This is a genomic window from Streptomyces sp. LHD-70 (assembly GCF_031157275.1).
Taxonomy (GTDB): Bacteria; Actinomycetota; Actinomycetes; order Streptomycetales; family Streptomycetaceae; genus Streptomyces.
Map to the genome: position 1 here is coordinate 188,036 of NZ_JAVIFW010000011.1, position 26,156 is coordinate 214,191.

Annotated in this window: 18 protein-coding genes; 11 read left to right on the plus strand and 7 right to left on the minus strand. The window is 73.5% G+C overall.

Annotated elements, in window-relative coordinates; all coding sequences use genetic code 11:
- Window positions 1-6: 6 nt before the first annotated feature.
- Window positions 7-645 carry a fasciclin domain-containing protein gene (locus RCO28_RS22985; protein WP_308943088.1) on the plus strand — a complete coding sequence of 213 codons (639 nt, stop codon included), beginning with the start codon at window positions 7-9 and terminating at the stop codon, window positions 643-645.
- A gap of 287 nt (window positions 646-932) precedes the next feature.
- Here the strand turns inward: RCO28_RS22985 and RCO28_RS22990 are convergent, their stop codons facing one another.
- Window positions 933-2,234 (minus strand): MalY/PatB family protein, encoded by a 1,302-nt coding sequence (locus RCO28_RS22990; protein ID WP_308943089.1) that lies wholly within the window; start codon window positions 2,232-2,234, stop codon window positions 933-935.
- Window positions 2,235-2,388: 154 nt separating this feature from the next.
- On the opposite strand from RCO28_RS22990, the gene RCO28_RS22995 reads away from it, so the two are divergent.
- Window positions 2,389-3,600, plus strand: a complete 1,212-nt coding sequence (locus RCO28_RS22995; RefSeq protein WP_308943090.1) for an MFS transporter — start codon at window positions 2,389-2,391, stop codon at window positions 3,598-3,600.
- A gap of 75 nt (window positions 3,601-3,675) precedes the next feature.
- Here RCO28_RS22995 and RCO28_RS23000 read toward each other — a convergent pair whose 3' ends face one another.
- Window positions 3,676-4,116 carry an SPW repeat protein gene (locus RCO28_RS23000; protein WP_308943091.1) on the minus strand — a complete coding sequence of 147 codons (441 nt, stop codon included), beginning with the start codon at window positions 4,114-4,116 and terminating at the stop codon, window positions 3,676-3,678.
- A gap of 192 nt (window positions 4,117-4,308) precedes the next feature.
- Here RCO28_RS23000 and RCO28_RS23005 point away from each other — a divergent pair, with 192 nt between their 5' ends.
- From RCO28_RS23005 to RCO28_RS23025, 5 genes are all read left to right on the plus strand, one after another.
- Window positions 4,309-4,923: a dihydrofolate reductase family protein gene (locus RCO28_RS23005; RefSeq protein WP_308943092.1), complete on the plus strand. Its 615-nt coding sequence runs from the start codon at window positions 4,309-4,311 to the stop codon at window positions 4,921-4,923.
- Between the two features lie 184 nt (window positions 4,924-5,107).
- Window positions 5,108-7,141: a hypothetical protein gene (locus RCO28_RS23010; protein WP_308943093.1), complete on the plus strand. Its 2,034-nt coding sequence runs from the start codon at window positions 5,108-5,110 to the stop codon at window positions 7,139-7,141.
- A gap of 147 nt (window positions 7,142-7,288) precedes the next feature.
- Window positions 7,289-9,649: an FHA domain-containing protein gene (locus RCO28_RS23015; RefSeq protein WP_308943094.1), complete on the plus strand. Its 2,361-nt coding sequence runs from the start codon at window positions 7,289-7,291 to the stop codon at window positions 9,647-9,649.
- A gap of 87 nt (window positions 9,650-9,736) precedes the next feature.
- Window positions 9,737-10,345 (plus strand): hypothetical protein, encoded by a 609-nt coding sequence (locus RCO28_RS23020; protein WP_308943095.1) that lies wholly within the window; start codon window positions 9,737-9,739, stop codon window positions 10,343-10,345.
- A 110-nt stretch (window positions 10,346-10,455) separates the two neighbouring features.
- On the plus strand, window positions 10,456-11,445 hold the full coding sequence (locus tag RCO28_RS23025; RefSeq protein WP_308943200.1) for a serine/threonine-protein kinase: 990 nt from the start codon (window positions 10,456-10,458) through the stop codon (window positions 11,443-11,445).
- Between the two features lie 222 nt (window positions 11,446-11,667).
- On the opposite strand, the gene RCO28_RS23030 is transcribed toward RCO28_RS23025, so the two are convergent.
- On the minus strand, window positions 11,668-12,957 hold the full coding sequence (locus RCO28_RS23030; RefSeq protein ID WP_308943096.1) for a streptophobe family protein: 1,290 nt from the start codon (window positions 12,955-12,957) through the stop codon (window positions 11,668-11,670).
- Window positions 12,958-13,596: 639 nt separating this feature from the next.
- On the opposite strand from RCO28_RS23030, the gene RCO28_RS23035 reads away from it, so the two are divergent.
- A complete protein-coding gene (locus RCO28_RS23035) occupies window positions 13,597-14,523 on the plus strand; it encodes a DUF6777 domain-containing protein (protein ID WP_308943097.1) in 927 nt (308 codons plus the stop codon).
- Here RCO28_RS23035 and RCO28_RS23040 read toward each other — a convergent pair.
- Entirely contained in the window at window positions 14,517-15,959 is a 1,443-nt protein-coding gene (locus RCO28_RS23040; protein ID WP_308943098.1) for an MDR family MFS transporter, read from the minus strand. The two genes, RCO28_RS23035 and RCO28_RS23040, sit on opposite strands and share 7 nt — an antisense overlap.
- A 489-nt stretch (window positions 15,960-16,448) precedes the next feature.
- Here RCO28_RS23040 and RCO28_RS23045 point away from each other — a divergent pair, with 489 nt between their 5' ends.
- Together RCO28_RS23045 and RCO28_RS23050 are read left to right on the plus strand one after the other, a co-directional pair.
- Window positions 16,449-17,771 (plus strand): chloride channel protein, encoded by a 1,323-nt coding sequence (locus RCO28_RS23045; RefSeq protein WP_308943099.1) that lies wholly within the window; start codon window positions 16,449-16,451, stop codon window positions 17,769-17,771.
- Window positions 17,772-17,875: 104 nt separating this feature from the next.
- Window positions 17,876-18,364 carry a potassium channel family protein gene (locus RCO28_RS23050; RefSeq protein WP_308943201.1) on the plus strand — a complete coding sequence of 163 codons (489 nt, stop codon included), beginning with the start codon at window positions 17,876-17,878 and terminating at the stop codon, window positions 18,362-18,364.
- Between the two features lie 7 nt (window positions 18,365-18,371).
- Here the strand turns inward: RCO28_RS23050 and RCO28_RS23055 are convergent, their stop codons facing one another.
- The 3 genes from RCO28_RS23055 to RCO28_RS23065 form a co-directional block, all read right to left on the minus strand.
- Complete coding sequence (locus RCO28_RS23055) at window positions 18,372-19,073, minus strand: DUF998 domain-containing protein (RefSeq protein WP_308943100.1); 702 nt, start codon at window positions 19,071-19,073, stop codon at window positions 18,372-18,374.
- An 83-nt stretch (window positions 19,074-19,156) separates the two neighbouring features.
- Complete coding sequence (locus RCO28_RS23060) at window positions 19,157-22,225, minus strand: tetratricopeptide repeat protein (protein ID WP_308943101.1); 3,069 nt, start codon at window positions 22,223-22,225, stop codon at window positions 19,157-19,159.
- A complete protein-coding gene (locus RCO28_RS23065) occupies window positions 22,222-22,710 on the minus strand; it encodes a hypothetical protein (protein WP_308943102.1) in 489 nt (162 codons plus the stop codon). The genes RCO28_RS23060 and RCO28_RS23065 overlap by 4 nt, the downstream gene beginning before the upstream one ends.
- 163 nt (window positions 22,711-22,873) lie before the next feature.
- Here RCO28_RS23065 and RCO28_RS23070 point away from each other — a divergent pair, with 163 nt between their 5' ends.
- On the plus strand, window positions 22,874-26,113 hold the full coding sequence (locus tag RCO28_RS23070) for a DEAD/DEAH box helicase (RefSeq protein WP_308943103.1): 3,240 nt from the start codon (window positions 22,874-22,876) through the stop codon (window positions 26,111-26,113).
- Window positions 26,114-26,156: the final 43 nt, after the last annotated feature.

A 26,156-nucleotide genomic window follows, 5' to 3' on the forward strand; every position in this document is an offset into this window, starting at 1 on the left:
GACACCATGAGCACCACACTCCGTATGCGCCGCATCGCCCTCGCGGCCGCCGGCGCGCTGGCCCTGCCGCTGGCCCTGTCCGCCTGCTCCGACGGCGGCGACACCAGCGACCGGGCCGCCGGCACCGCGAAGCCCGAGCAGGAGACGACGAGCGCGGCGCCGGCCGGCGACGAGCCGTTCGGCCCCGCCTGTGCCACGGTCCCGAAGGACGGCGCGGGGAGCTTCTCCGGCATGGCCAAGGCCCCCGTCGCCACCGCCGCTTCGAACAACCCGGCGCTGTCCACGCTGGTCAGCGCCGTGAAGAAGGCCGGACTGGTCGACACGCTCAACAGCTCGAAGAACATCACGGTGTTCGCGCCCACCAACGACGCGTTCGCCAAGATCCCGAAGGCCGACCTGGACAAGGTCCTCAACGACAAGGAGCAGCTCACCAAGATCCTGACGTACCACGTGGTGGGCAAGAAGCTCACGCCGCAGCAGCTGGAGAAGGGCTCCTTCGACACGCTGGCGAAGAGCAAGCTGACGACGTCCGGTTCGGGTGAGTCGTTCAAGGTCAACGACTCCGCGAACGTCGTCTGCGGCAATGTGGCGACCGCCAACGCGACCGTCTACATCGTCGACTCGGTCCTCATGCCCAAGATGTGACCCGAGCGGCCCGACGGGCTTCGGCCCCCTCCCTCGAAGTGGGAGGGGGCCGAGGTCTAGGGCCCGTCTCCCCGATCTTCGCGGGTCCACGACGCCTGGCACGCTCCCCCAGCCTCCGGCCGGGGGGACCCCCACTCGCCGCACGCCCGAATCGCCCAAGTACGTCCAGCACGAGGGCGATCCAGGCGCACGCCGAGAGCACGCTCCCCCAAGCTCTCGGCTCCGCTCGAGCAGGGGGGACCCCCATGACGCCGCTGCCTGATCCGCGAAGATCGGGGAGACGGGCCCTAGCGCTTGTGGCGGGCGACCGCGGTGCCCATGCGGGTGATCGCCTCCGTGAGGACGCCCTGTGACGTCGCGAAGTTCAGGCGTACGTGGCCCGCTCCGCCCGTGCCGAAGATGTGGCCGGAGGAGAGCGCCACCCTGGCGTGGTCCAGGAAGAACTTGGCGGGTCCCGCCAGGTCCGTGACGATCGCGAGGTCGGCGGCCGTCTCCTCCGGCGCCGGGCCGGTGGCGTCCACTTCCGGTGCGAGGCCGAGAGCGCGGCAGTCGAGCCAGGCCAGGTACGTGCCCTCCGGCCAGGCGTAGCCGACGCCCGGCAGCTGTTCGGCGACGAGGCGGCCGAGGTGGGACCGGTTCGCGTCGAGGCCCGCGAGGAGGGCGTCGAGCCACTCGTCGCCGTGGCGGTAGGCCGCGGTGTGGGCGATGACGCCGAGGTAGCTGGCGCCGTGGTGGACCTCTTCGGGCATCCGGCGCAGATCGGCGGCGGACTCGGGCCCGGCGAGGGCGAGCGCGGCCTTGATGCCGGCGAGGTTCCAGCCCTTGGTCGCCGACATGAGCGAGAAGGCGTCCTCGGCGCCGGGCAGGCTCAGGTAGGGCGTGAACGCGGCGCCCGGCAGGACGAGCGGGGCGTGGATCTCGTCGGCGACGACCCGGACCCCGTACCGCCGAGCCGTCTCGGCGACGGCCGCGAGCTCCTCGTACGTATGCACCGTGCCGGTCGGATTGTGGGGGTTGCTGAGGAGATACGCGATCCCGCCCCGGCCGCTCTGTTCCCTGAGGCGCCGGAACGTCTCCTCCAGGGTGGCCGTGTCGATGCGGAGGTCGGGGCCGAGCGGTGCCTCGACGATGCGGCGGTCGTCGTGCGTGATGAAGGCGTAGAACGGCGCGTAGACCGGGGAGTTGACGACGACGGGGTCGCCGGGGTCGGTGATCAGGCGCAGCACCTGGACCGCGCCCATCATCACGTCGGGGATCATCGCCGTACGGTCGACCGCCACGCCGTCCCACTTCCAGCGGCGCGCGGCGAAGCCGGCGAGGGACTCGGCGAACTCGGTTCCGGCGGGGTATCCGGTGTCCCCGGCGGCGATGGCCTCGTACAGCGCGTCGGCGACCGGCCGGGCGAGGGGGACGTCCATCTCCGCGACCCACAGCGGCAGGACGTCCTGCGGATGGGCCCGCCACTTCATGCTGCGGCGCCGGCGCAGTTCGTCGAGGGAGAGCGCCTCCAGGGGGTTCTCGCCGGCCCTCGCCGGCTCGGCCGCGGCGCCTGTCGCATCGTGCCCACCGTTGCTTGTCATCTTCAGCATTGGACTGCCGGCGGGACGGCCGCGCAAGGGGCGGGCGATCGGCGCGTACACCCGTCGCCCCGGCGGAGCACCTGCGCTGCTCATGTCGGATGATGGGCCCTGAGCGCGTCTGCAGCGGCCGCGACGACACCACACACGACGACCGAGGGGGACCGTGAACGCCGTCGCGCAACGCGCCATGATCGCCGCCGTACAAGTGCTCGGGCTCGCCGTCTGGTTCTCCATGTCGGCCGTGGTGCCGAGTCTGCGGACCGAGTGGGGGCTCGGCTCCACGGGCGCCGTGTGGCTGACCGCCTCCGTCCAGCTCGGGTTCGTGACCGGCGCGCTCACGTCCGCCGCGCTGACCCTCGCCGACCGGTTCCCGCCGCAGCGGCTCCTCGCGATCGGCTCGGCGGCGGCTGCCGCGTGCACCGTGCTGCTCGCGGTCACGGTCGACCAGCCGGCCGCCGCGTTCCCGCTGCGCTTCCTCACCGGCATGTGTCTGGCCGGGGTGTATCCGGTGGGCATGAAGCTGATGGCCTCGTGGTCCGGACGGGCCGAACGCGGCCGGAACATGGGCGTGCTGATCGGCGCTCTCACCCTCGGCTCGACGCTCCCCCACCTCATCGCGGGCCTCGGAAGTCTGCCCTGGCGAGGCGTGCTGCTGACCGCGGCGGCCGCCGGAGCGCTCGCGTCCCTCGTCGCGTTCGCCTTCCTCCGCGTCGGCCCGCAAGCCGCCCCGGCCGCGCCCGCGGGCAACCCGCGCTACGCCCTGACCATGTTCACCGAGCGCCGCCCCCGGCTGGCCAACCTCGGCCATTTCGGGCACATGTGGGAGCTGTACGCGCTGTGGACCTGGATCCCGGCCTACCTCTCCGCGACGGCCGGGGCGGGACGGCTGCCGGGGTCGGTGGGGACGACGGTGTTCCTGACCATGGGGATCGGCGGAGTGGTCGGGTGTCTGCTCGGCGGCTGGGGCGCGGACCGGTTCGGCCGGCCGTCCGCCGCCATGGCCGCCCTGGTCGCGAGCGGGCTCTGCTGTCTGCTGTCGCCGCTGCTCGTGGACGCCTCGCCCGTGCTCCTCTTCGCGTTCTGCGCGGTGTGGGGTGCCGCTGTGATCGCCGACTCCGGGGTGTTCTCCACGTCCCTCAGCGAGGCCGTCGACCCGCGCTATGTCGGCACCGCCCTCACCGCCCAGACGGCCATCGGGTTCGCCCTCACCGTCGTCAGCATCCAGCTCACCCCGCTCCTGGCCGATGCCTTCGGCTGGCGGTACGCGCTCCTGCTCCTGGCTCCGGGGCCGTTGGCCGGCGCCGTCGCCATGCGGGCGCTCAAGGCCGCCGAGCCGCTGCGGTTCGGGGGCGCGGTGGGCGAGCAGCGGGCATGAGGGGGCCGGTCCGCTCGTACGGACCGGCCCGGCTTCCTTTCCGGTGGTTCTGCCACGGCTCGGGGCCGTCCTTCGCTACTGCTTGGGGACGCTCTTCGATGCCGTACCGGCGCACAGCAGCCCGAGGACCACGGCCAGCGCACCGATGATGATGTTGTTCAGGACGACACCCGCGTCCGGGCTCTCGCCGACGATCCACGGCGCGATGATCATCCAGGCGCCCATCGCGCAGAAGGCCCAGCTCAGGCCGTACATGCGGTCCGGTGCCCGGGTGAACCCGAGGGCCAGCAGGCCGATGGCGATGCCGACGATCAGGTTGTGGGCGACCAGCGCGGGCTGGCTGGTCGTGTAGTGGAGTATCCAGGGGGACACGGCGCAGTACAGGCCGAGCAGGAACACCGGTCCGTCCACGAGCGCCACGTCGCGACCACCGAGCATGCGGTCGTAGCGATCCCGCATTTCGGGGACATCCGGGTGCGCAGATATGTCACCTCTGGTGGGCTGCACATGGGCCATGGCTCGTCTCCTTTGACTCACAGGCCGAACCGCGTCTGACGCGGTGTGCGGTGTGCGCCGCCTAGGGACATTCTGCTCTTATATTTCCTTTATGTGTAGAGGTCGCCGGGTATGGCCTGAAGTGCATGGCCTGAAGCGCTCTGGCCACCCGGGATTGCGACGAGAGACCGAAACGAAGAGAGCGGTGGCGTGATGAAGCTGGTCGTGCAGGAGTTCCTGACCCTTGACGGCGTCTCCCAGGGGCCGGGATCGCCGACCGAGGACACCAGCGGCGGCTTCACCCGCGGAGGGTGGTTCGTCCCGTACCTGGACGAGCGGTTCGAGCAGCTCGCCGCCGAGTGGCTCGGCGGCGCGGACGCGCTGCTCTTCGGCCGCCGTACGTACGAGAACTTCGCGCGGGACTGGCCCGCGCTGGCCGGCCGGCACCCCCTCGCCGACACCATGAACGGCCTGCAGAAATATGTGGCCTCGCACCACCTCACCGAGGCGGACTGGGACCCGACGACGATCCTCACCGGCGACGTCCCGGCCCACGTCGCCCGACTGAAGCAGCAGCCCGGAGGGGAACTCCAGGTGCACGGCAGCGCCGAGCTCGCCCAGTCGTTGCTGGCCGCCGGTCTGGTCGACGAGTTGAGGCTCGCGATCGCCCCGGTCGTGGTGGGCCAAGGGCGGCGGCTGCTCCCCGAGGGCGGCGCACCGGCGGGCCTCCGGCTCGACCGCCAGGAGACGACGCCGGGCGGGCTCTCCGTCCACGTCTTCTCGTGCACGGGTCTGCCGGAGTACGGGACGTTCGAGGCCGGGGCGTAGGGCGTCGGCGGTCGACGGTGCCGAGGGGAGGGGGCCGCTCCGCACCCGTCGGCCGCGTTGTCAGTGCCCCGCACTAGAGTTCCCATGACACACGGACCAGGGGACGAGGGGGACGACGACCGTGCGGAGCCGAGGAGTTGGGGCGGGCAGCACCCGGGGGGCGGGGGGCCTGTTCGTGCTGGTGATGGCCCTGGCTCTGGCGCTGGTGCTCGTACCGGCCGGGGGCGCGGCCGCGGCGCAGCCCGCATCCAAGTCCCCGCGAGGCGCGGCGGATCGGAGCGGTCTCGAGGCCCGCGCGGCGTACTTCGCCGATCAGTTGCGTGCCTCACCGATCTACATCACGGACTCGGCCCCGCGCCTCATGCCCCGCTCCGCTTGGCCCGCCTTCCAGGAGCAGGCGCAGCGGACCGGCGTGCCGACGTACGTGCTGGTGCTGCCGTTCTCGGCGGCCGAGGACGGGGACGAACTCCTCCCCGCGGTCCGGGAGAAGCTCGGCCGCAAGGGGCTCTACGTCCTCCTGGACGCCGACGGCGGAGGGAGTTGGCTCGACGTCTCCGTGGAGTCGTACGGCGTGCGCGGGCTGCCCGTCCAGGAGTCCCTCGACTCCGCCGACTCCTCGCTGCCGTCGGACGCCACGGCCCTCGACTTCTTCACGGCTTTCGTCGACGGGCTCCTCAACGACGGTGACGGCGGCGGTGGATCGCCGAGCTCCCTCTACACCTCGCCCGAAGGGCGCGCCACGCAGTCCACGACCACGGGCGTGCTGACCGGGCTTGCCCCGGTCGTCGTCCTGCTCATCGGCGTTCCGCTCGCCCGGCGCCGCGGCTCCCGCCGCCGGCTGATCGTCCCGGCCGCCCTCGCCGCCGTGCTCGCCGTGGGCGTGCCGCTGGGCGCGCAGGGGCTCATGCCCGAGACCAGCTCCACCGGCGACCCCGACCCCACCGGACGGGACATGGAGCTGCGCGCCGAGCGGTTCGCGGCCGGGCTGCGCCAGCACTCCGTGTACCAGGACGCGGAGCTGCCCCCGCCCCTCACGCCCACCCAACTGCGGTCGGTGGAGCGGAGGTTGGGCTCCCTGGACGTTCCCGTGTACGTGGCGGTCCTGCCGATGGACCGGGTCGACGAGTCGGAGGGCGACGCCGAGCGGTTCGCCGAGCGGCTGCAGCGTGCGCTCGGCAAGGACGGCGTCTACGTCACCGCGTCCGTCGGCACGTTCGGCGACATCTACCTCGACGTCGTGAACTACGGCGCGAGACTGGACGAGTTCGAGCTGTCCGAGCTCGACAGTTCGGTGACGATCGGCCCGGAGGACGTGGACGCGGACCCGCAGCTCCACACCCGTCTGCTCAGGCTCGCCCAGCACATCGAGCAGACGCCCACGGGCCCGCCCGGCGAGCCGTACGCGTTCGCCGAGCCGCCGACGGACCCGGTCGCGGAGGACGCGCTGCCCCCGCTGCTCACCGACCCCACCGGTCCGATCGGGCTTTCCGGCCTCTTCCTGGCCGGGGTCGCCGGTGGCGCCGGGGTTCCCGCGGCGGTGGCCGGGGTGGTGTGGCTCGTGCGTCGGGCGCGGCGCGGGGACGGGCGGCCGGAGCCCTCGCAGCCGGGTGCCCGCAACCGGTCCCGCGCCACGCCCTCCCTGGACGTCACGACCGACGACTCGCGCCCCAGTACGGACGGGCTGCGCACCACGACGGACCGCGAACTCGGCTCTCTGCGCGCGGACTTGGCCGAGTCCGGGGCGCTCGACGGCAGCGAGGCGCAGGCCCGGGCCCAGGACTGCCTGGACGCGGCGACTCTGCTGCTCGGCAGGGGCGCGGGCGCCGTCGAACTGGCCACGGGGCTCGCGCTGATACGTGCGGGGCGCGCGGCACTCGACGCGGCCCGGGCCGACGCCCGCTCCGTACCCGACACAACGCTGTGCACCCTCAACCCGCTGCACGGTCCGGCGTCGATGACGGCCCGCCTCTCCCCCACGCCCGGCGCGCGTGCCCGGCTGCACCCGGTGTGCGGCGCGTGCGGGTCGACGCTGGGGAAGGTGGCGTCGGCCCAGCGTGGTGCGGCGGTGGACCGACTGCGCCTGACCCTGCCGGGCAACGGCCGCCGCACCGCGTACTCCGCCCTGCCAGGTCCCCTGGGAGAGGCGGGCGCGAACGGCGACGTCGAGGTGACGGGGCTGATCGGTGCGGTGCGCGAGGGGGTTGGGGCGGTCCGCTGACTTCCGGGGCCGAGCCACCGTCCGGCACTTCCCGAGGCCAAGCACCCTCCGGCACCTCCCGAGGCCGACCGCCCTCCGGCGCCGGACAGGCACCGGACAGGCCCGTCGGGACAGGCGCCCTCAGGGACACGGCCGTAAAATCCAGATATGGGAGAGCGGCTGGATGCTGCTACGGCGCCTGAGCTCGTCGTCGAGTCCGAGGGGCACACCCAGGTGCTGAGTCCGCTCCGGACGTATCACGTGGGGCGGGACCCCGCGAGCGAGCTGGTCCTGGAGGACGCCAGGGTCTCCTGGCACCACGCGGTGCTGCGGACCTCGGCGGGGCACTGGGTGGTGGAGGACGAGCACAGCACCAACGGCACGTTCACGGACGGGCACCGGGTGCACCAGTCGGACGTGGGGCCGGGGACCGTGATCAGGTTCGGCAGTCCGGCCGACGGGCCGTGCGCGGTGCTCACCGACGCACCCCGACCGGCGGCAGAGCCGGCCCGGGCCCGCCCCTCCGCCCTCACCGTCGTCTCGCAGCCCGGTGCGACCAGCACCTTCCGGCGGCCGAGCACCGTGCGGCCGCTGCCCCCGGCGCGCACCACACGGATCGGCCGGGCGCCCGACAACGACCTGATCGTCCAGGACCTGCTCGTCTCGCGCCGGCACGCGGAGCTGCGGGCGGGGCCGGAGGGGTACGAGATCGTCGACGTCGGCAGTCACAACGGCACGTATCTCAACGGCCAGCCGGTGAGCCGCGCCCCGGTGGCCTCCGGGGACGTCATCGGCGTCGGGCACTCCGCGTTCGTGCTGGTGGGCGACGAGCTGCAGGAGTTCATCGACACCGGTGAGGTGTCGCTCGACGTACAGGACCTGGCGGTGCGGGTCGACAACGGGCGGAAGACGCTGCTCGGCGACGTGTCGTTCCCCGTGGGTGAGAAGACCATGCTCGCGGTGGTCGGGCCGAGCGGCGCGGGCAAGTCCACGCTGCTCAACGCGTTGACCGGCCTCAGGCCCGCCGACGAGGGCACGGTCCTGTACGACGGCCGTGACCTGTACCGGGACTACGCCGAGCTGCGGCACCGCATCGGGCTCGTACCGCAGGACGACATCCTGCACTCCCAGCTGACCGTGCGCCGGGCGCTGCGCTACGCCGCCCAGCTGCGCTTCCCGGAGGACACCGCGAAGGCCGAGCGGGAGGCCCGGGTCGACGAGGTCATCCGCGAACTGGGCCTGGAACAGCGGGTGGACCAGCCGATCCACTCCCTCTCCGGCGGCCAGCGCAAGCGCGTGAGCGTGGCCCTCGAACTGCTCACGAAGCCCTCGCTGCTCTTCCTCGACGAGCCGACCTCCGGGCTCGACCCGGGCATGGACCGCTCGGTGATGCACATGCTGCGCGGGCTCGCCGACGACGGCCGTACGGTCATCGTCGTCACGCACAGCGTGCTCAGCCTGGATGTCTGCGACCGGCTGCTCGTGCTCGCGCCCGGCGGGACGATCGCGTACTACGGGCCGCCCGAGGAGGCCCTGGCGTACTTCGGCTTCGCCGAGTGGCCGGAGGCGTTCGAGAGCTTCGAGAACGAGCGGGACCGGGACTGGGCGGGGCAGTTCCGCGGTTCGACGCAGCACGAGCGCTTTGTCGCGGCGGAGTCCCGACAGCCCCGCCGCGCACCCGAGTCGCCCCACGGCCCGGTGACCGCGCCCAAGGCGCAGAGCTGGGGCGCGCAGCTGGGCACGCTGGTCCGGCGGTACGCGGCGAACCTGAGCGCCGACCGGACCTTCCTGGTGATCATGGTCGCGCTGCCGTTCGTGATGGGAGCGATGGCGCGGGCCCTGGCCGGCGGCGAGCTCACGCAGGACTCGGCGCTCAACACGCTGTTGATCCTGAACATCGGCGCGGTCCTCACGGGCGCGGCCAACGCTGTACGCGAGCTGGTCAAGGAGCGGGTGATCCATCAGCGGGAGAGAGCCGTCGGCCTGTCGCGCTCGGCGTACGTGATGTCCAAGGTGCTGGTGCTCGGCGCGATCACGGTGGTGCAGGCCGTGGTCCTGACGATGGTCGCGCTGGTCGGGGTGGACCTCAACGCGCCGGGAGGCAAAGGGGTGTTGCTGCCACCGCTGGTGGAAATCACCCTGGCCGTCGCACTGTTGGCGTTCACCGCGATGATGCTCGGCCTGCTCGTGTCCGCGCTGGTGCGGAAGGAGGAGGTCACGATGCCGCTGCTCGTCCTCCTCGCGATCGTGCAGGTCGTGTTCTGCGGTGCGCTGCTGAAACTTCAGGGTGTGCCCGGGCTCGAGCAGTTGGCATGGCTGGTGCCGTCGAGGTGGGCGCTCGGCGCCATGGCGGGAACCGTCGATCTGCACCGGATCGTGCCGACGGATGTCACCGCCGATCCGCTGTTCCGGCACGAGGCGTCGGTCTGGCTGCTCGACATGGGGATGATGGTCGTGCTCTCCCTCGTCCTCGCCTTCCTCGTCGCCAAGCTGCTGCGGCGGCGTGAGCCCGAGATCATGCGCAAGTAGTCCGTCCCGTACGGACCGGCCGAGCTGTGACCCAACGGCCGTTGCGTACGGACCGGCCGTCCCGTCCGGAGCGCCGAGGAGCCGCCTGTGACCGTCCCCGAGTTCCTCCCCAGCCATGTCGTCCCGCCGGACGGGATGCCGACCTGGTCGGCGCCGGACGCCGCCCGGCCGACGGTGCCGCTCGACCCGCTGCTGCCCGTCCAGGTCGTGGAGCGGCGCGGCGACTGGGCGCGTGCCCTGTGCTCCAACGGCTGGTCGGCCTGGGTGGACGGGCGGCTCCTGCTGCCGGTTCCGCAGGGTCCACCGGCCGCGGGGCAGCCGACCTCCAGGACCGCGGACCCCCGGCCGCTGCTGAGCGCGGTCGAGGAGGACCTGGGCCGCTACCGGCAGTTGACCGAGGAGCTGTGCGCGGGGCGGCTCGACGGCGAGTCCTTCGCGGAGCAGACCCGGGGCGTGCGGGTGGGGGTGGTCGTGGACGGCAACGCGGTCTGGCTGTACGACGCGCGGCACGAACGGTGGTGCTACTGCGACGGCACGTCCCTGGAGACGTACGCGGTGGGACACCCGCCCGCGGGAGGCAGCGGTGAGCACGACGAGGAGCGGGCCGGGGGGCCTCGCGGAGAACACGACCAGCAGCCGGTCCGGGAGCCGCGCGGGGAGCCTGACGTGCGGCCGAATGGGGAGGCCGGGACGTGAACCCCGATGAGGAGCCGCCGCCGCATCGGCCGCCCGAACCCGGACCCGAACCCGGACCCGGATCCGGACCGGAACGTGCGACCGACGGCGACGCCGCCGCCGGCACCGGGATGCGCGGGCGCACCATCGCCGGGTACCGGCTCGAGGACGAGATCGGCCGCGGCGGCATGGCCGTGGTCTACCGGGCCCTCGACCTGCGGCTCGGGCGTACCGTCGCGGTGAAGCTCCTCGCGCCCGAGCTGGCCCGGAACGACACGTTCAGGAAGCGCTTCGCGCACGAGTCACGCGTGGCGGCGTCGCTCGACCATCCGCACATCGTTCCGGTCTTCGAGGCGGGCGAGGCGGAAGGGGTCCTTTTCATCGCGATGCGGCACGTCAAGGGCCAGGACCTGCGGGTGCTGCTCGACCACGAGGGCCGGCTGCCGCTGGACACCGCGTGCCGGATCGCCCTCCAGGTGGCCTCCGCCCTGGACGCCGCCCATGCGCACGATCTGGTGCACCGGGACGTCAAGCCGGGCAACATCCTCGTCACCGACGGCACCGACAGCGACCACCCCGAGCATGTGTATCTGACCGACTTCGGGCTGACGAAGAAGTCCCTGTCGCTCACGGGGTTCACCACTGTCGGGCAGTTCGTGGGCACCCTGGACTATGTGGCGCCCGAGCAGATCTCCGGGCGCCCGGTGGACGGCCGCTGCGATGTGTACAGCCTGGGCTGTGTGGTCTTCGAGATGCTGACGGATGCACCGCCCTTCCGGCGCGACGAGGACATGGCGCTGCTCTGGGCCCACCAGTACGACCCGGCCCCGCCCCTCACCGACCTGCGGCCCGACCTCCCGCACGGCGTCGACGCGGTCCTCGCCCGCGCCCTGGCCAAGGTCCCCGACGACCGCTACGACACCTGCCTCGCCTTCATCACGGCGCTCCGCGCGGCCGGGCGGACGACGACACCGCAGACGGAACCACCGGCGACCCCACACGGGAACGTGCCGACCCGCGTGGTCACCCCCGCGGCCCCGCCGCCCGACCTCCCCTACCCGACCGCTCCGCCACCACCTCCGAGCTGGGCCACGCCGGTGTTTCCTGGACGTCGCGACTAGCTCGGGCCGCCGCGCGCGGCCAACCGTGGCCGAGTCGGACGCGGCCGGCCGAGTCGGATGCGGCTGGCCGGGTCGGATGCGGCTGGCCGGGTCGGGCGCCGCTGGCCGAGGCGGGGCGCCACTGACCGAGGCGGACGCCGCTGGCCGAGGCGGGCGCCCCTGACCGAGGCGGACGCCGCTGGCCGAGGCGGGCGCCCCTGCGTACAACTGCTACCGCCACCGCTACCGCTGACGGGGCCCGGGCCCTGCTCCAGGTCCGGGCTCCTTCCCCGTCCGGGCGTCCCGGACGTCTCCGGGGTGGCGGAACCGCCGGGCCAGCAGGCTGGCGAGAAAGCCGGTCGCCAGGCCCCAGACCGCGCCCGCCGCCACCAGGCGGAGGAGGTCGGCCGTGAGGGACACCTCGCCGCCCAGGCCACCGCCGAGGTCGCCGATGCCCATTACGGAGAGGCCGAAGCGGGCGGAGATTCCGGTGAGGAGGCCGACGACGAGGAGGGTGAGGGCGAGGGCTGCGGCCAGTTCCAGTGCGTGCCGCCAGGCCGGGAGCCGGGCCGGGGACCGTACCGCCGCGGTGAAGGCCGCGGCGAGCAGCACCACGGCCGCCACCGCCACGAGGAGCCAGGCGCGCCCGTCGTACTCCGCCATCGTGTGCAGGTCCAGGGTCCGCCGACCCTCGCGGGTGCGCAGCACCTCGTCGAGGAGGCGCGGCATGGGGAGTCCGATGGGCCGGTCGACGTGCCCCTCCCAGGCGCCGCCGGTGCCGGTGCCGAGGGCCATCCAGACCAGGTTGGGCAGCCCGAGCAGCAGCACCGCGAGGGTCTCGGCCGGGTGGCCGCGCGTGAGGAGCACGATCACGCCGACGACGAGGCCGATCACCGCGTACGCGAGGAGCACCAGCAGCATCGCGAAGGCGGGCGGCCGTACCGAACGCTGGAAGTGCAGCAGCGGGGAGGGCAGTGGTGCCTTGCGGGACACGATGAACGCGAGGGCGAGGACGGCGAGCACCCAGACGAGTCCGACGCCGAGCGTCGCGGGCACGTCGGCGCGCAATCCGACGGTGGGACTTGCGCCGAGCTCCGCTCCGATGTCCTCGGGGCTGTCGTCGTCGCCGGTCGGGATCCGGAAGTCCTGGCGCGCGACGAGGGCGAGGACGAGCAGGAGGACCAGCCAGCACCCGGCCGTGCGGGCGACGCGGTCGAGCAGTTCGCGTGGTGTGGCCACCGCCCGGTGGCGCAGCGGCAGCAGGAAGACCGCGGCCAGGACCAGGGCTCCGGTGAGTGTCACCGACAGCGGAGTGACGTCGATCGCGGCGTCCGCCTGCGCGAGGTCACCGGTGTTGCCGGAGAGTTCGACGGAGCCGCCGGCGGCGATGACGACCACGGCTGCGACGACCCGGGGGAAGGCGCCGCCGGGCAGATCCGCCGCGCCCGCCGCCCACAGTCCGAGCGCGGCGACCACGATCATGGCCACGATGCCCGCGCCCGCCGCGGCGAGCGCTTCTCGTGTCCGGCTCACGCTGCCTCCTCGCTCCGGCCCCCTCCCTCACCCTTCGACCAGCCGCCTTCACCACGGTACGTACGGGGGCGTCGCCCCGCTTGCGGGCGGAGGTCGGGACCGGCACAAAATGGCATGAGGCATGAATAGTCGGGCAGCGTTCCCCGTTCGGATCGCCGGACGGTGACCCCCGTACGCGGAACAGGCCGAACGGCACGCCTACGTGGCGCGAGGCGCCCGACCCACGTGGAACCAGGTGACCCCGTGACATCGCAGCCCCCGCCCGACAGCAGCCCGACCGGCCCGCCGTCGGGTCCCCTCTCCGGGCCGTCCTCGGGATCCTCGTCGGGTCCGGCCGCGGAGCCGCCCGCCGGTGCGCCCTCCGGTCCCGCGCACGAGCCGACGCAGGTGAGCTCCACTCCGTGGTCGGGCGGCGGGCCCGAAGACGGCTCCGGAGGGTCCGGAGGGTCCGGAGGATCTGGTGGGTCCGGAGAATCTGGAGGGTCCGGAGGTTCCGGAGGCGGAGAGTCCGGTGGGGGTGACGGCAGTGGGGGTGACGGCGGTGGGGGTGACGGCGGTGGCGCGAGTGACCGGGGCGGCGGTGCGGGTGAGGGCAAGCCCTGGTGGCGGCGTGCGCCCCGGGTCGCGCTGGTCACCGGCGTGATCGTCGCGGCCGTGGCGCTGGTCGTCCTCCTCACGCGTCCGGACGGCGGGGGCGGTGGCGGTGGGACCGCCTCGGGGGAGATCTTCCTCGAGCCGGCCGCCTCGCAGGGCGAGGCACCCTTCACCGATTCGACGGCCAGGGGCGCGGCCAAGTCCGCCTCGCCGACCGCGACGCCCACGGAGACCGAGGACACGGGCGGCAGAGCGAGCATCTCGGGTTCCACGCCGGGCCTTTATGGCGGCAGCCGCTCCACGGCGAGCTGCGACGTCGAGCAGCAGATCGGGTTCCTGCAGAAGGAGACGGCCAAGGCCCGCGCGTTCGCGGACGTGGAGGGCGTCGAGGCGAACGAACTCCCCGCCTATCTGCGGTCGTTGACGCCCGTGCAGCTGCGGGCGGACACCCGGGTCACCAACCACGGCTTCAAGGACGGCAAGGCCACCGGCTATCAGGCGGTGCTGCAGTCGGGCACGGCCGTCCTGGTCGACGACCGTGGGGTGCCGCGGGTGCGCTGCGCCTGCGGCAATCCGCTGCTGCCGCCGGTGGCCGTCAAGACGACGCCGAAGGAGACGGGCGAGCGCTGGCCCGCGTACCAGCCGTCGAAGGTGGTGGTCGTGCAGGAGTCGACCACGGTGGTGAACGTCTTCCTGCTCATCGACCCGGAGTCGGGCGACTGGTTCAAGCGGGACAAGGGCGACGGGAACGGCGACACGGACACGCCGACCACTCCGCCGACCGGCGAGTCCCCGTCGCCCGGCACGTCCGCCCCCTCCCCGCCGAGCGACGAGTCGCCGGACGCGTCCGTGCCCCCGAGCAGCCCGGAGCCCGAGGCGCCGAGCCCGTCCCCGTCCCCGGAAGAGCCCGAGACTGAGAGCCCTCCCGAGGACACAGCGCCGGGCACGACGCCCGCACCGCCCGGCTACTGACCCTCGGTGGCCTCGTGCGTGCCCCGGTTCGGCAGCTTCACCGCGACGACGACGGTCACCGCGGCGAGCGCGGCCACCACGGCGAAGGCCAGCTTCATCCCGCTCACCTGGGCGGCCGCGGGCGCTGTGCCGTCCGCGACGAGTTGGCTCGTACGGGAGGACATCACCGTCACCACGAGGGCCGTGCCGAACGCCGCGGCGACCTGCTGCAGCGTGCCGAGGATGGAGCTGCCGTGGGAGTACAGGTGCGAGGGCAGTCCGCCCATGCCGAGCGTGAAGCACGGCGTGAACGTCGCCGCCAGGCTGACCATCAGCAGGGCGTGCAGGCCGAGGATCACCCCGTACGGCATCGTCGCCGAGACCTGGGTCAGCGCGCCGAGGGCGAGCACCATGCCGATGGAGCCGGGCACGATGAGCGGCCGGCTGCCGAAGCGGTCGAAGGCCTTGCCGATGGTCGGGCCGAGCAGGCCCATGACGAGTCCGCCGGGCATGACGAGCAGTCCGGTCTCCAACGGGCTGAGCCCGCGCAGGTTCTGCAGGTAGAGCGGCAGCAGGATCATCGCGCCGAGCATCGCGAGGAAGCCGATGGACAGCAGGACCAGGGACAGCGTGAACGTGCGGTGTCCGAGGGTGCGCAGGTCGAGGAGCGGGGTACCGGTGCGCTGGAGTCTGAGCTGGCGGAACACGAAGAGCGCGATGGCCGCGGCCCCGACGGCGACGACGGCGATGCCCGCCGTGACCTTGCCGTGGCCCTCGCCGAACATGCTCAGTCCGTACACGAGTCCGCCGAAGCCGAGCGCGGCGACGCCGACGCTCAGCCAGTCGATGGGGCTGACCTTCGGCTCGTCGATGTTCTCCAACTTGCGCAGGCCGAGGAAGGTCACCAGCGCGGCGATCGGCAGGACGACCACAAAGAGCAGCCGCCAGGAGCCGACCTGCAGGATCAGCCCGGAGACGGCGGGGCCGAGCGCGGGGGCCACGGACATGGCCAGGGTGACGTTGCCCATCACCCGGCCGCGGTCACCCTCGGGCACCACGATCATCATCGTGGTCATCAGGAGCGGCATCATCACGGCCGTGCCCGCGGCCTGCACGATCCGGCCGAGGAGCAGCACCTCGAAGGAGGGTGCGACGGCCGACAGGGCGGTGCCCGCGAGGAACACGCCCATGGCTATCGCGTACGCCTGACGGGTCGTGACCCGTTGCAGGAACCAGCCGGTGACCGGGATCACGGCGGCCATGGAGAGCATGAACGCGGTGGACACCCACTGCGCGGACTGCTCGGTGATGTGCAACGAGTCCATCAGCCGCGGGATCGCGTTGATCATGATGGTCTCGTTGAGGATCACCACGAACGTGGCCAGGACGAGCAGCCGCACCACGGTCGGTGTGCCACCCGCCTTCACGGCCGGTTGTTCCTGGATCACGGTTGACATGGCAGCACCTCGCCGGGCTTCTGGTCGCAGTCGCCTGACAGCTGAGGCCGCCGACATGGACTTGGACTTGGACAGGAATGCGGACAGGGAAAATGACACCGGTGGAGACCGGTGGACCTGGAAAAAGTCATCGGTCCGCACATTCTTCCGTATCGGCTCCGCGATCTCCTCCGAATTTCCGGCGCCCCCGCTCGGCGACGCGGGGGCGGTGACGCCGTCCCGAGTGCCACCCGAACGGCCACGTGCGGATGGCGGCACGGCGGTGCCCGGCCGAGGCTCGGAGGTCCAGGTGCCCAAGTGCCGAGCCCCGGCCGACGCCCGGCCCCTCGGACGGGCGTCCCGGAGGGGAGCGGTATGAACGGCGCCAACGGCTCGGGCGGTGCGGGGGGTACGGGCGCTACGGGCGCTACGGGCGCTACGGGCGCTACGAGGGGCACGGTCGGCGAGCAGGCGGCGTCGGGGACCGCCCCAGGCCCGCAGGACGACGACATGAAGCTGCGGACCACACTGCTCAGCCGGGGGTATCTGCGGCTCCTGCTGCTGTGCGCGCTGCTCGGCGTGCCCGTCGCTCTCGCCTGTTTCGCCTTCCTGACCTCGCAGCACGCCCTGCAGCACGCCGTGTGGGAGCACCTGCCCGAAGCGCTGGGGTATGAACGCGCGCCCTGGTGGTGGCCGTTGCCCACGCTGCTGCTCGCCGGGCTGATCCTCGCGCCCGTCGTGACGCGGATGAGGGGGCGCGGCGGTCACGTGCCGGTGCACGGCCTGGGCGGTCCGCCGCTCGGGCCCGACGCGCTGCCGAGTGTGGTCCTGGCCGCGCTCGCCACCCTTCCGCTCGGCGTGGTCCTCGGCCCCGAGGCGCCGCTCATGGCGATCGGCGGCGGACTCGCGCTGCTCGGACTGCGCGCCTTCCAGAGGTCGGCCGAACCCGACGCCCAGGGCCGCATGCTGCTCGCCACGGCGGGCTCGACGGCGGCGATCTCCAGCATCTTCGGCGGGCCGGTCGTCGCGGCCATTCTGGTCGTCGAGGGGGCGGGCATCGGTGGGGCCCGGCTCGTCGCGCTGCTGCTGCCATGTCTGATCGCCAGCGCCACCGGGGCGCTCGTGTTCACCGGTTTCGGGAGCTGGACGGGCCTGTCCATCGGTGCCCTGTCGCTGCCCGAGGTGCCGCCGGACGTCACGCCGGACGCGGGTGACTTCCTGTGGGGCGTGCCCGCCGCCGTGCTGATCGCCGCGGTCGTGGCGTCGCTGCGGGGCCTCGGCCGCCGGACGGAGCGGTGGACCGCCGAGCACACGGCCGTACGGACCGTCGTGTGCGGGGTCGCCGCGGGTGCCCTGCTCACCGCGTACGCGCTGGTCACCGGACGGTCGCCGGAGGAGGCCGCGCTGTCCGGGCAGGCGATGCTCGGCGAACTCGCGGCGGCGCCGCACGACTTGTCGGTGGTGGCGCTGCTGGCGCTCGCCCTCTTCAAGGGCCTCGCCTGGAGCGTCTGCCTGGGCAGCATGCGCGGCGGACCGATCTTTCCGGCCGTCCTGATCGGGGCGGTCCTCGGCATCGCCTGCTCCGGGCTTCCCGGCCTCGGTACGACGCCCGGCCTCGCGCTCGGCATGGCCACCGCCACCGCCGTCGTGACGGGCCTGCCGCTGACCAGTTCGGTCCTGACGGTGCTGCTGCTCGGCAGTGACGCGCACAACCAGATGCCGCTGATCGTGATCGCGGCCGTCGCCGGTGTCATCACCGGGCACCTGCTGCGCGGCCGCCCTGCCCCCGCGGAGCCGACGGCCCGGTCCACGGCCGGGCAGGCCCGCGGATGACCGGCCGGGCATCGGGCGGCGACCGTCTCCGCGCCCGCCTCGCCCACCGCATCCGTACGGACGGACGGTGGCCCGGGGCCGCGGCGGTCGCGGCGGTGGTGGTCATGACGACCGCCTATTTCCAGCTCCCCCTGGACCGCCTCGGCCCCCAACGCCCCGTCCTCAGCTGGACGTTGCTCACCGTGGCCCTGGCGATCGTCGCGCTGCTGCTGCTCCGTCAGACGAGTGACGTCCTGACCAACCGGCCCGGCTCCCGCCCCCTCATCGTCATCCCGCTGCTGATGTGCCTGTCCGTCCTCGTCTTCGCGGGCTGCTCCTACGTACTGGCCGCGCAGCCCGGCGAGTTCAGCGGTCTCGGCACCCGCGTGGACGCGCTGTACTTCACGCTCGTCACCCTGGCCACCATCGGCTACGGCGACATCACCGCCACGGGCCAGTCCGCCCGCGTCGTGACGATCCTGCAGATCCTCTACACCTTCGTCTTCCTCACGGCCGCAGCCCTCGGCCGCCGCGTCCGGGGCACGGTCGTACGCCGTCACCGGCGTCCCGAGGCGGGCAGTGGGGCGGCACCGGGGCGCGGCGGCGAGGACTAGCCGCGATTCACGACCGGTCCGTCCGGTACGTGTCGTCCATCTCACCTGTCTCGCCCAGCTCGCCTGTCCCGCCCATCTCGTCCAGCTCGTCCATCTCGCCCATCTCGCCCATCTCGTCCCTACGTAGGGCCGCCCGGCCCCTGCAGGACGCGACCACGACGAAGGGCCAGGCTGTCTGAGCGGTGGTCAGGACGCGTTCCGCGACACCGGCGGCACCACCCTGGCGATGCAGTTCGATCAGGAACCACGCCGCGCCCGCCCCCATCAGCAGACATACGGCGAGGGACAGCGCGAGCCGCAGTCCCCACGGGGCGGCTCCGTCGCGGTCGGACGCCAGGACCGGCCACAGCGCCATGAGCGCGAAGCCGACGGCGGCGACCCAGCCGTGCACCTCCGATCCCCCGCTCTCCGGCACCGGGGAGAGGCCCATCCCGATCACCGCCACACCGCCGCAGGCCAGCGCCGCCCTCCCGGCGAGCGCGGCCGGGCGCAGTCCCCAGGCGGTGACGAGGTGGCAGGTGCCGAGGACGAACAGCACTCCGGTCAGCACCCATCGCCCGGACGCCCCGTCGGCCGCCATGACGCTGATGGTCTCGGTGACCGGGTCGTAGCCGGGGCCGTGCAGTTGCGCCGCGATCGACCAGCCGCCGACCAGCAGGAAGGGCGCGCATGCGGACGAGAGCACGGCCCACCAAGGTACGAACCTCATTAGGTCACCATAAGTACCCAAACCGTCCACCAAGTACCCAAACCGTCCATCGTCGGCCACGGTTCCATGGCGGGCTGCGCGGATCAGTCCACGACGATCCCGGGATAGCAGTGCTCGTGGTGCCAGTCCGGGGCCACCGGGTAGCCGCAGTGGCAGAGTTCGGGCCTGGCCGACTCGCCCCGGGCGCGGCGGGTCAGGGCGACGATCAGGGGCTGGCGGTCCAGCCAGGACGTGGCGTCGTCGCGGTCGGTCAGGCCGAGGGCTTCCGGGGCCACGTCGAGCCCGTCGGTGAGCAGCACGATGAGCTGGTCGGCCTGGCTGCGGATGAAGCGCAGGACGTTTCCGCAGTACGACACGGGCATCTCGTCCAGGCGGTGGCGGCGGTCCTTGATGTCCTGCCAGACCTCGTCCTGGTTCAGGAGGTTCATCCAGTGGTCCTCCGAGGTCCAGCGTGCCTTCGGGGCGACGGGGTCCGCGCTGCTCGCGGACCACGCCAACTCCTGGACTTCCTCGGCCTGTTCGAGTGCACGGCCGTACTGAGGGTCCCGTTCCGCCAGGCGTCGGTAGAGCGTCACGGAGGCGTCCGCGTCCCGGCGTGCCGCGGTGAGGTCGCCCGCGGTGCCGAGGCGGGCCTCGGCCGACTGGCGCAGGGCCTTCGCGTGGTCGTCCTCGTACCGCATCGGGTCGGCCGCGGCGAGCCGTGCGGTGATCTCGGCGGCTTCTTCGGCGAGGGCGAGGGCCTCCCGCCAGCGTTGCTGCCGCCCGAGGTACGTGGCGAGGCCGGACGCGAGTTCGGCGAGGACGGGTTCGTGCGCCGCCGGGGCCGCCGTGGCGAGCCGGCGGGCGATGGTGAGCGCCTCCTGAAGTGCGGCCAGGGCCTCGTCCCTGCGGCGCGACGCCCACAGCAGGAGGGACAGGTTGCCCAGGCACTGGGCGAGGCCGGACTCGTCGAGGACGAATGCGCGGGCGAGCAGCGACCCGGCGGGCGGTCCGGCGGCGAGGCCGCGGCGGGCGAACTCGATGGCGCGTGCCTGGGCTGCCACGGCGTCCGGGAGGCGGCGCAGTTGCCAGGAGAAGGTCCCGAGGTTGTTCAGGGCGAGGGCGAGCCCGGTCTCGTACCGGCCCGGCTGAGTCGCCGTCAGGCGCCAGAAGATCCCGGCCGCCCGCTCCGTGGGGGCCGTGGCCCGGTCCGGGTAACCGGCCGCGGCAAGGCCCCGGCCCACCTGGGCGAGGGCCAGGGCGAAGCCGGGTTCGTGGGTGGCCGGGTCCGCCGCGGCGAGGTCCTGGAAGAGCGCGGCCGCCTCTTCGGCGGCGTGCAGGGCGCGGTCGGGGGCGTCGGCGTCGTAGGCGTGCTGGGTCAGGTGCAGGAGCCCGGTCGCCAGGTCCGCCGCCCGGGAGGGGGCAGTCGCGGAGGTACCGGCGGCGGCCTGCCGGAAGCAGCGGACCGCCTCCTCGTCCGCGGCCAGTGCCTCCCGCGCCCGGCCCGCGCGGCCGAGCCGGAAGCCGAGGCTCTGGTGGAGGCGGCCGCGCTCGGCGGGGTCGGCCGTCGCGGGCAGGCGTTCGGCGACGAGGCGGGCGGTGAACGTCGCGATGCCGGCGTCCAGGTCGAGCTGTCCGAACTCCGGGAAGCAGGCCTCCACGGCGGCGAGTACGGAGGCCGGCAGGTCCGTCTCGGCGAGCGCGGTGAGCGCGGCGCTGCCCGCGGCGACGGCCACCGACGGGTCCTGCCGCAGGATCTGCTCCAGGTGCCCGGCGACATGCGGCCAGCGTCCCGGTGCCGCCGCGGCGGCGAGGAAGGTCAGGCCGCGTGTCACCGACGGCGGGAGCGCGCCGTCCGGGCCGCGGGTGCTGAGCGTGCGCGCGGTCGGGGCGGCCCAGGGGGTGGCCGGGTAGCCGGTCACGCGGTGTCCGTCGAGGCTGAGGGCGAGGAAGTCCTCGGCGAGCCGGTCGGGGTAGAGCGGTTCGAGGACGGCACCCGGCTCCGCCGGCGGGTAGCAGGCGCCGTGGTCGGTGAGGAGCCGCAGCGGCCGCTCCAGGCCCAGCCCGGCGAGCAGGGCGCCGCCCTCCTCGGGCGCCAGGGCCCCGGTGAGGGCGGCGGTGAACACGACGCGGTCCATGTCGCTCGGCGGTGTGCCGAAGTCCAGGCCCTCCAGGCGGTTCTCCCACAGCCGGGTCCAGTGCCGCCGCTCCCGGTTCAGGAGGTACGCGGAGAGGCCCGCCAGGTCGTGCGGGGCCTGCTCGCCGCGGACGTGCGCGTCGACGGCGACCAGGGCGGCCATGTGCACCGCGAGGACCAGTCCGAACTCCGGGCGTTCCAGGTCCTTCGGGGGTGCGATCACGGCCGGGTCGGGGACTCCGTACCGGGCCGCGAAGCAGTTCCGGGCCGCCGCGAACATGGCCGGGCGCGCCCGCGGGTCCCCGCCCGAGGTGCCCAGCGGGCGCAGCTCCTGGTCGCGGGTACCCGCCATCACGTCTTCCAGCGTGGAGCGCACGGCGGGCCAGGCGGTGGCCGAGCGGGCGAGCAGCAGCAGCCGGGTGGGCAGGGCGCCGGCGAGGAGCCGGTTGCTGAACAGCCAGGCGAGGTGCGAGACCGGCCAGCGGTCCGCGTAGTCGACGACGAGGAGGAGGCCGCGGGCGCCGTCGGGCCGCAGGTCCGCGCCGCTCTCCGGTGCGGAGGCCAGGACGGTGCCCGGTCCGTGCGTGGCCGTGACGACCTTCCAGCCCGCGGCGGCGCTCTCGGCGGCGAACTCGTCGGCGAGGCGGCTCTTTCCGTGTCCGCCGGGGCCGTGCAGCCAGGTCGCCGACAGCCGTGGACCGGGGCCGTCCCGCCAGGCGGTGAGCTCGGTGCGCTCCCGCTCGCGGCCGGTGAAGTCGACCAGGCGGTAACGGGCGTTGAGCATCCGGCTGGGCTGGTCGAGCAGCCAGGCGCCGTCCGGCGCGGGCGCCGTGCCGGGGTGCTCGCCGAGCAGGTAGACGGGCCCGCGGTCCGGGAAGACGTGCAGGTCGGCGCCGACCACGCCGTACCCGAAGCCGCTCTCCACGCGGATCGTCTGCTGGACCCGCGGGTCGGCGGCGGCTCCGCCCGGTGGTGCTGCACCGCCGCCCGGAGCCGTCCGACGGACCGGTCGGGCGTCGTCGTCAGCCGCTGTCACCGAGCGGCCCTGCCGTTGCCGTCACCCCCGAACTGCCCCTCCTCCTCGGGTGGTTGGGCGGGCCGACCCGGCACGGGCCCGGCGCCGTGGTGGTGGTTGACGATGTTCCCGCCCTGCACGACGAAGGCGTTCGCGTTGTCCCGTACGACGACGTCCTGCACCCACTTCGGCTCGCTGCTCCCGGCGGGACGGACCTCGTCGATCAGGGTGCGCAGCTCCTCGGCCGCCTCCGGGTCACGGCGCAGCAGCTCGCGCAGTTGGAGCTGCCACATCGGGAGGAGCGTCTGCCGCACCTCGTCGCCGTCGTCGGCCTCCGCCACGAGCCGTGCGTTGCTGTCGAGTTGGCCCTCGATGGCCAGCTGCCCCTCCTCGCCGCCGCGGCGGCGGAACAACTCTGCCACGCGGGTGCGGACGAGCATCCACGAGTCGGTGGCCATGGCTCCGACGACGGCCGCGCCGCCGGCCACCACGAGTTGGTCGAGCACCGTTCCTCCCCCTGCGGGCCCCGTTGAATTCGCGAGCGCCGCGCGCCCCGACCCGCACCGACGACCGTAGAACATCCCACTGACATCCGGGTGTTGAGCTCGGCAGTTCACCGCGTGTGAGTGCACACTCGCTCCGCGGTGGCCCCTGTGTCAGAGTTGCGTCATGCACACGGCTGGTGGGGGAAAGCACGAGGAAGCGGCCGCGTCGGGGGTGTCCGTGCCGGACCTGGTCCACGCGCGGTGGGGAGTCCGGCTGGCGGGACCGCTGACGGCCCGTTTCGAGGAACCCGGCTGGAGCTACGAGGAGAAGGTCCCGCGCGGCTGCCCCGCCTGCGACGGCCCACTGCACTCCCTGCGCAGGCCGTACGAGTCCCAGGGGCGCGTGTACCGCTACGTGGCCGTGGTCTGCCCGCGCTGCCCCGCCGCGTACGCGCTCGCCGACCTCGGTGTGAAGACGTACGACAAACTCATGGGCCGCGGCGGCCGGGCTCCGGCCGCGCAGCCCGCGTCCGACGACGCCTGGCACAAGCTGCTCGGCCCGTGCCCCACCGAGCCGGGCGTGACCATCACCCCGCTCCGCGCCTCCCCCGGCGCCTCGCTGCGCCCCCTGTCCGGGCCCGTGCGCGTCATCGCCTCCAACACCCCGTCCCCTGGACCGAGTTGGCCCGCAGATCTGCCGCTGCCCGCCGAGCCCGAGCGGCGGCTCCTCTACTGGTGCAAGGTGACCGATCCGCAGTGGCGGCCGGTCTTCGAGGCGATCGACGCGGCCGAGGACATGCGCGTGATCATGCCGGACGGGCCCGAGTTCGACGCCCTGCGCGCGTTCCTGACCGGTGAGGGCGTTCCGTATCGCAGTGCGCGGCACTGGCAGGAGGCCGAAGTCGTCGGCACGGTCGGCGATTTGGGCGACCGTACGGACCTGGTCGCGCGGCCGGTGCGGAGCGGGGCGCTGCCCGCCGCGCCTGTCGCGGGGCCCGGTGCGCATGCGGCGCGGGATGCGTTCGCGCAGCAGTGGGACGCGCTGGAGGAGTTACCGGAGGACGCCGACGACGCGTACGTGCCGGTGGCCGGCCTGGTGCCGCCGGGCTGGACGCCGTTTCTGAAGTACCCGACGTTCAACCCGGCGCAGGCCGACGCCGTCCCGGCGATCCTCGGGGACGACGGGAACGTCCTGGTCGTGGCGCCGACCGGGGCGGGCAAGACCCCGGTCGGCATGGTCGCCGCGCTCAAGGCCAACGCGCAGGGCCGCAAGGCCGCCTGGCTGGTGCCGCAGCGCTCCCTGACCGACGAGCTGGACCGCGAACTGGACCTGTGGCGCGAGAACGGCCTGAGCGTGGTGCGGCTCACCGGTGAGTACGCGGTCGACGCCGAGCTGATCCGCAAGGCGGACATCTGGGTGGCCACGACCGAGAAGTTCGAGGCCATCTGCCGTACCGGTTCGCTGCGCGACGCCCTCGCCGACGTCGGCTGCCTCGTCGTGGACGAGGTGCATCTGCTCGGCGATCCGGGGCGCGGACCCGTCCTGGAGGCGTTGCTGGCCCGGGTCGGCGAGGACACCGGGCAGGTCCGTATCGTCGGCCTGTCCGCGACGGTCGCCAACGCCGACGAGGTCGCCGACTGGCTCGGCGCCCGCCTCGTGCGCACCGCGTGGCGGCCCACCCGGCTCGTCTGGCAGATACCCGTGCCCGCCGCGTCCACCAACAGCGACCGGGGCGCCCGCGCCACGGCCCGCACCCGTGCCGCCGTACGCCAGGTCCGCACCGTCGTCCAGGAGGGCGGCAGCGCCCTGGTGTTCTGCGGCAGCAAGCGCGGCGTACGGATGACCGCGCTCGCCCTCGCCGAGGACCGCGGGGCCCGCGTGAAGGGCCTCGACAAGGACGACCCGGAGGCCGTCGAACGGGTCTGCACAGCGGCGGGCGTCCGCCTCCACTACCGGGACTGGCCCTACAAACGCGAGGCCGAGAAGGCGTTCCGCAACCGCGAGGCGAACGTCCTCGTGGCGACCTCCACGGTGGCGGCCGGGGTCAATCTGCCCGCCCGTGTCGTGGTCGTACGGGACACCGAGATCGGGATGGACCGGGTCGAAGTGTCCATGGTCCAGCAGATGTTCGGGCGGGCGGGCCGCGTCGGCGCCGGTGAGCGGGAGGGCTGGGCCTATCTCCTCACCGACGGCACCGACCGGCCCGAGTGGCAGGCCCGGCTCGCCGCCGGTTACACCGTGCGCTCGCGTATCCGGGAACGCCTGCCCGACCATCTGCTCGCCGAAGCGGTGCAGGGACGGGTCCGTACGCTCCGTGGGGCCGAGGACTGGTGGACCCGCACGCTCTCCCACCACCAGGGCAACGAGAGCTTCGACCCGCTGTACGACGCGGTCGAGTTCCTCACCGAGGCCCGCTATCTGCGCCGCAGCCCGGGCCCCGAGGGCGACGACACGCTCGTGGCGACCGAACTCGGCACGCTCACCAGCCGCTTCATGCTCGCCACCGACATCGCCGACGAGCTCTCCGACGCGCTGCGCGCCGCCCCCGTACCCCAGGACCCGGAATCCGCCGAGCAGTTGCTCACTCAGCTGCTCGCCACACATCTGCCGGAGCTCGAACAGGCGCAGTTCACCGACCGGGCCCGCGCGGCGCTGCTGCGGGTGCTGCGCAACGGCGGCCACCTCGATCCGCCGGACCCGGAGGCGGGCGGCTCCCCGGGGCGGCCGGCCGACGAGCCGGTCGTGCCCGGGGACCTGGCGCGGGCGGCGCTGCTCCTGGTCGCGCACAGCCCCAAGGTGTTCCGCACCCGCTCCCCGTACGTCCTCGGCATTCCCGCCGAGAGCCTCACCGGGATCTACGAGATGGCGCAGCGCTATCTGGCCTGGCTCGGCGCGCAGGGGCCGCTGGGCACCGTCCATCCCTGGGCCGCCGTCGTCGCCGCCGACCTGGCCGCCCGGATCCGCTGGCGGGGGCTCGGCGCGGACCGTGGCGCCGGGCGGCTGCTGTGGATCTGCGAGCAGATGGCCACCGCACCGCTCGCCGCCCGGCTCGTGCCCCAGCTGTGGCGTGCGGCCCGCAGACGCGGCATCGGCGCCCCGGACTGGCCGGGCACCACCCCGCCCCACGGCTGCGCCCTGCCCGCCCAGCGCTACCGCCAACTCCTCGCGGAGCGCACGACGGGCACGCTGCTGACCCCGGGCCCGGACGGCGTTCTGGTACGGGGCTGCCCGCGCGGCGCGACCGTACGCCTGTGGGACGGCACGTCCGTGGAGGCCCACCCGGCCGAGGACAACCCGGTCGAACTCCCCTACCCTCGGCCGGAGTTCACCGACCCGGAACCCGGCCGGCGCGGGGCGGTCGTCTTCACGCGGGGGGACCGGCTGGCGTCGGGGTGGCTGGTGGCTTACAACGGGGTGGGGTGAGGGGGTTCTGCTACGCGGTGGGGTGAGGGGTTCCGCTACGGGG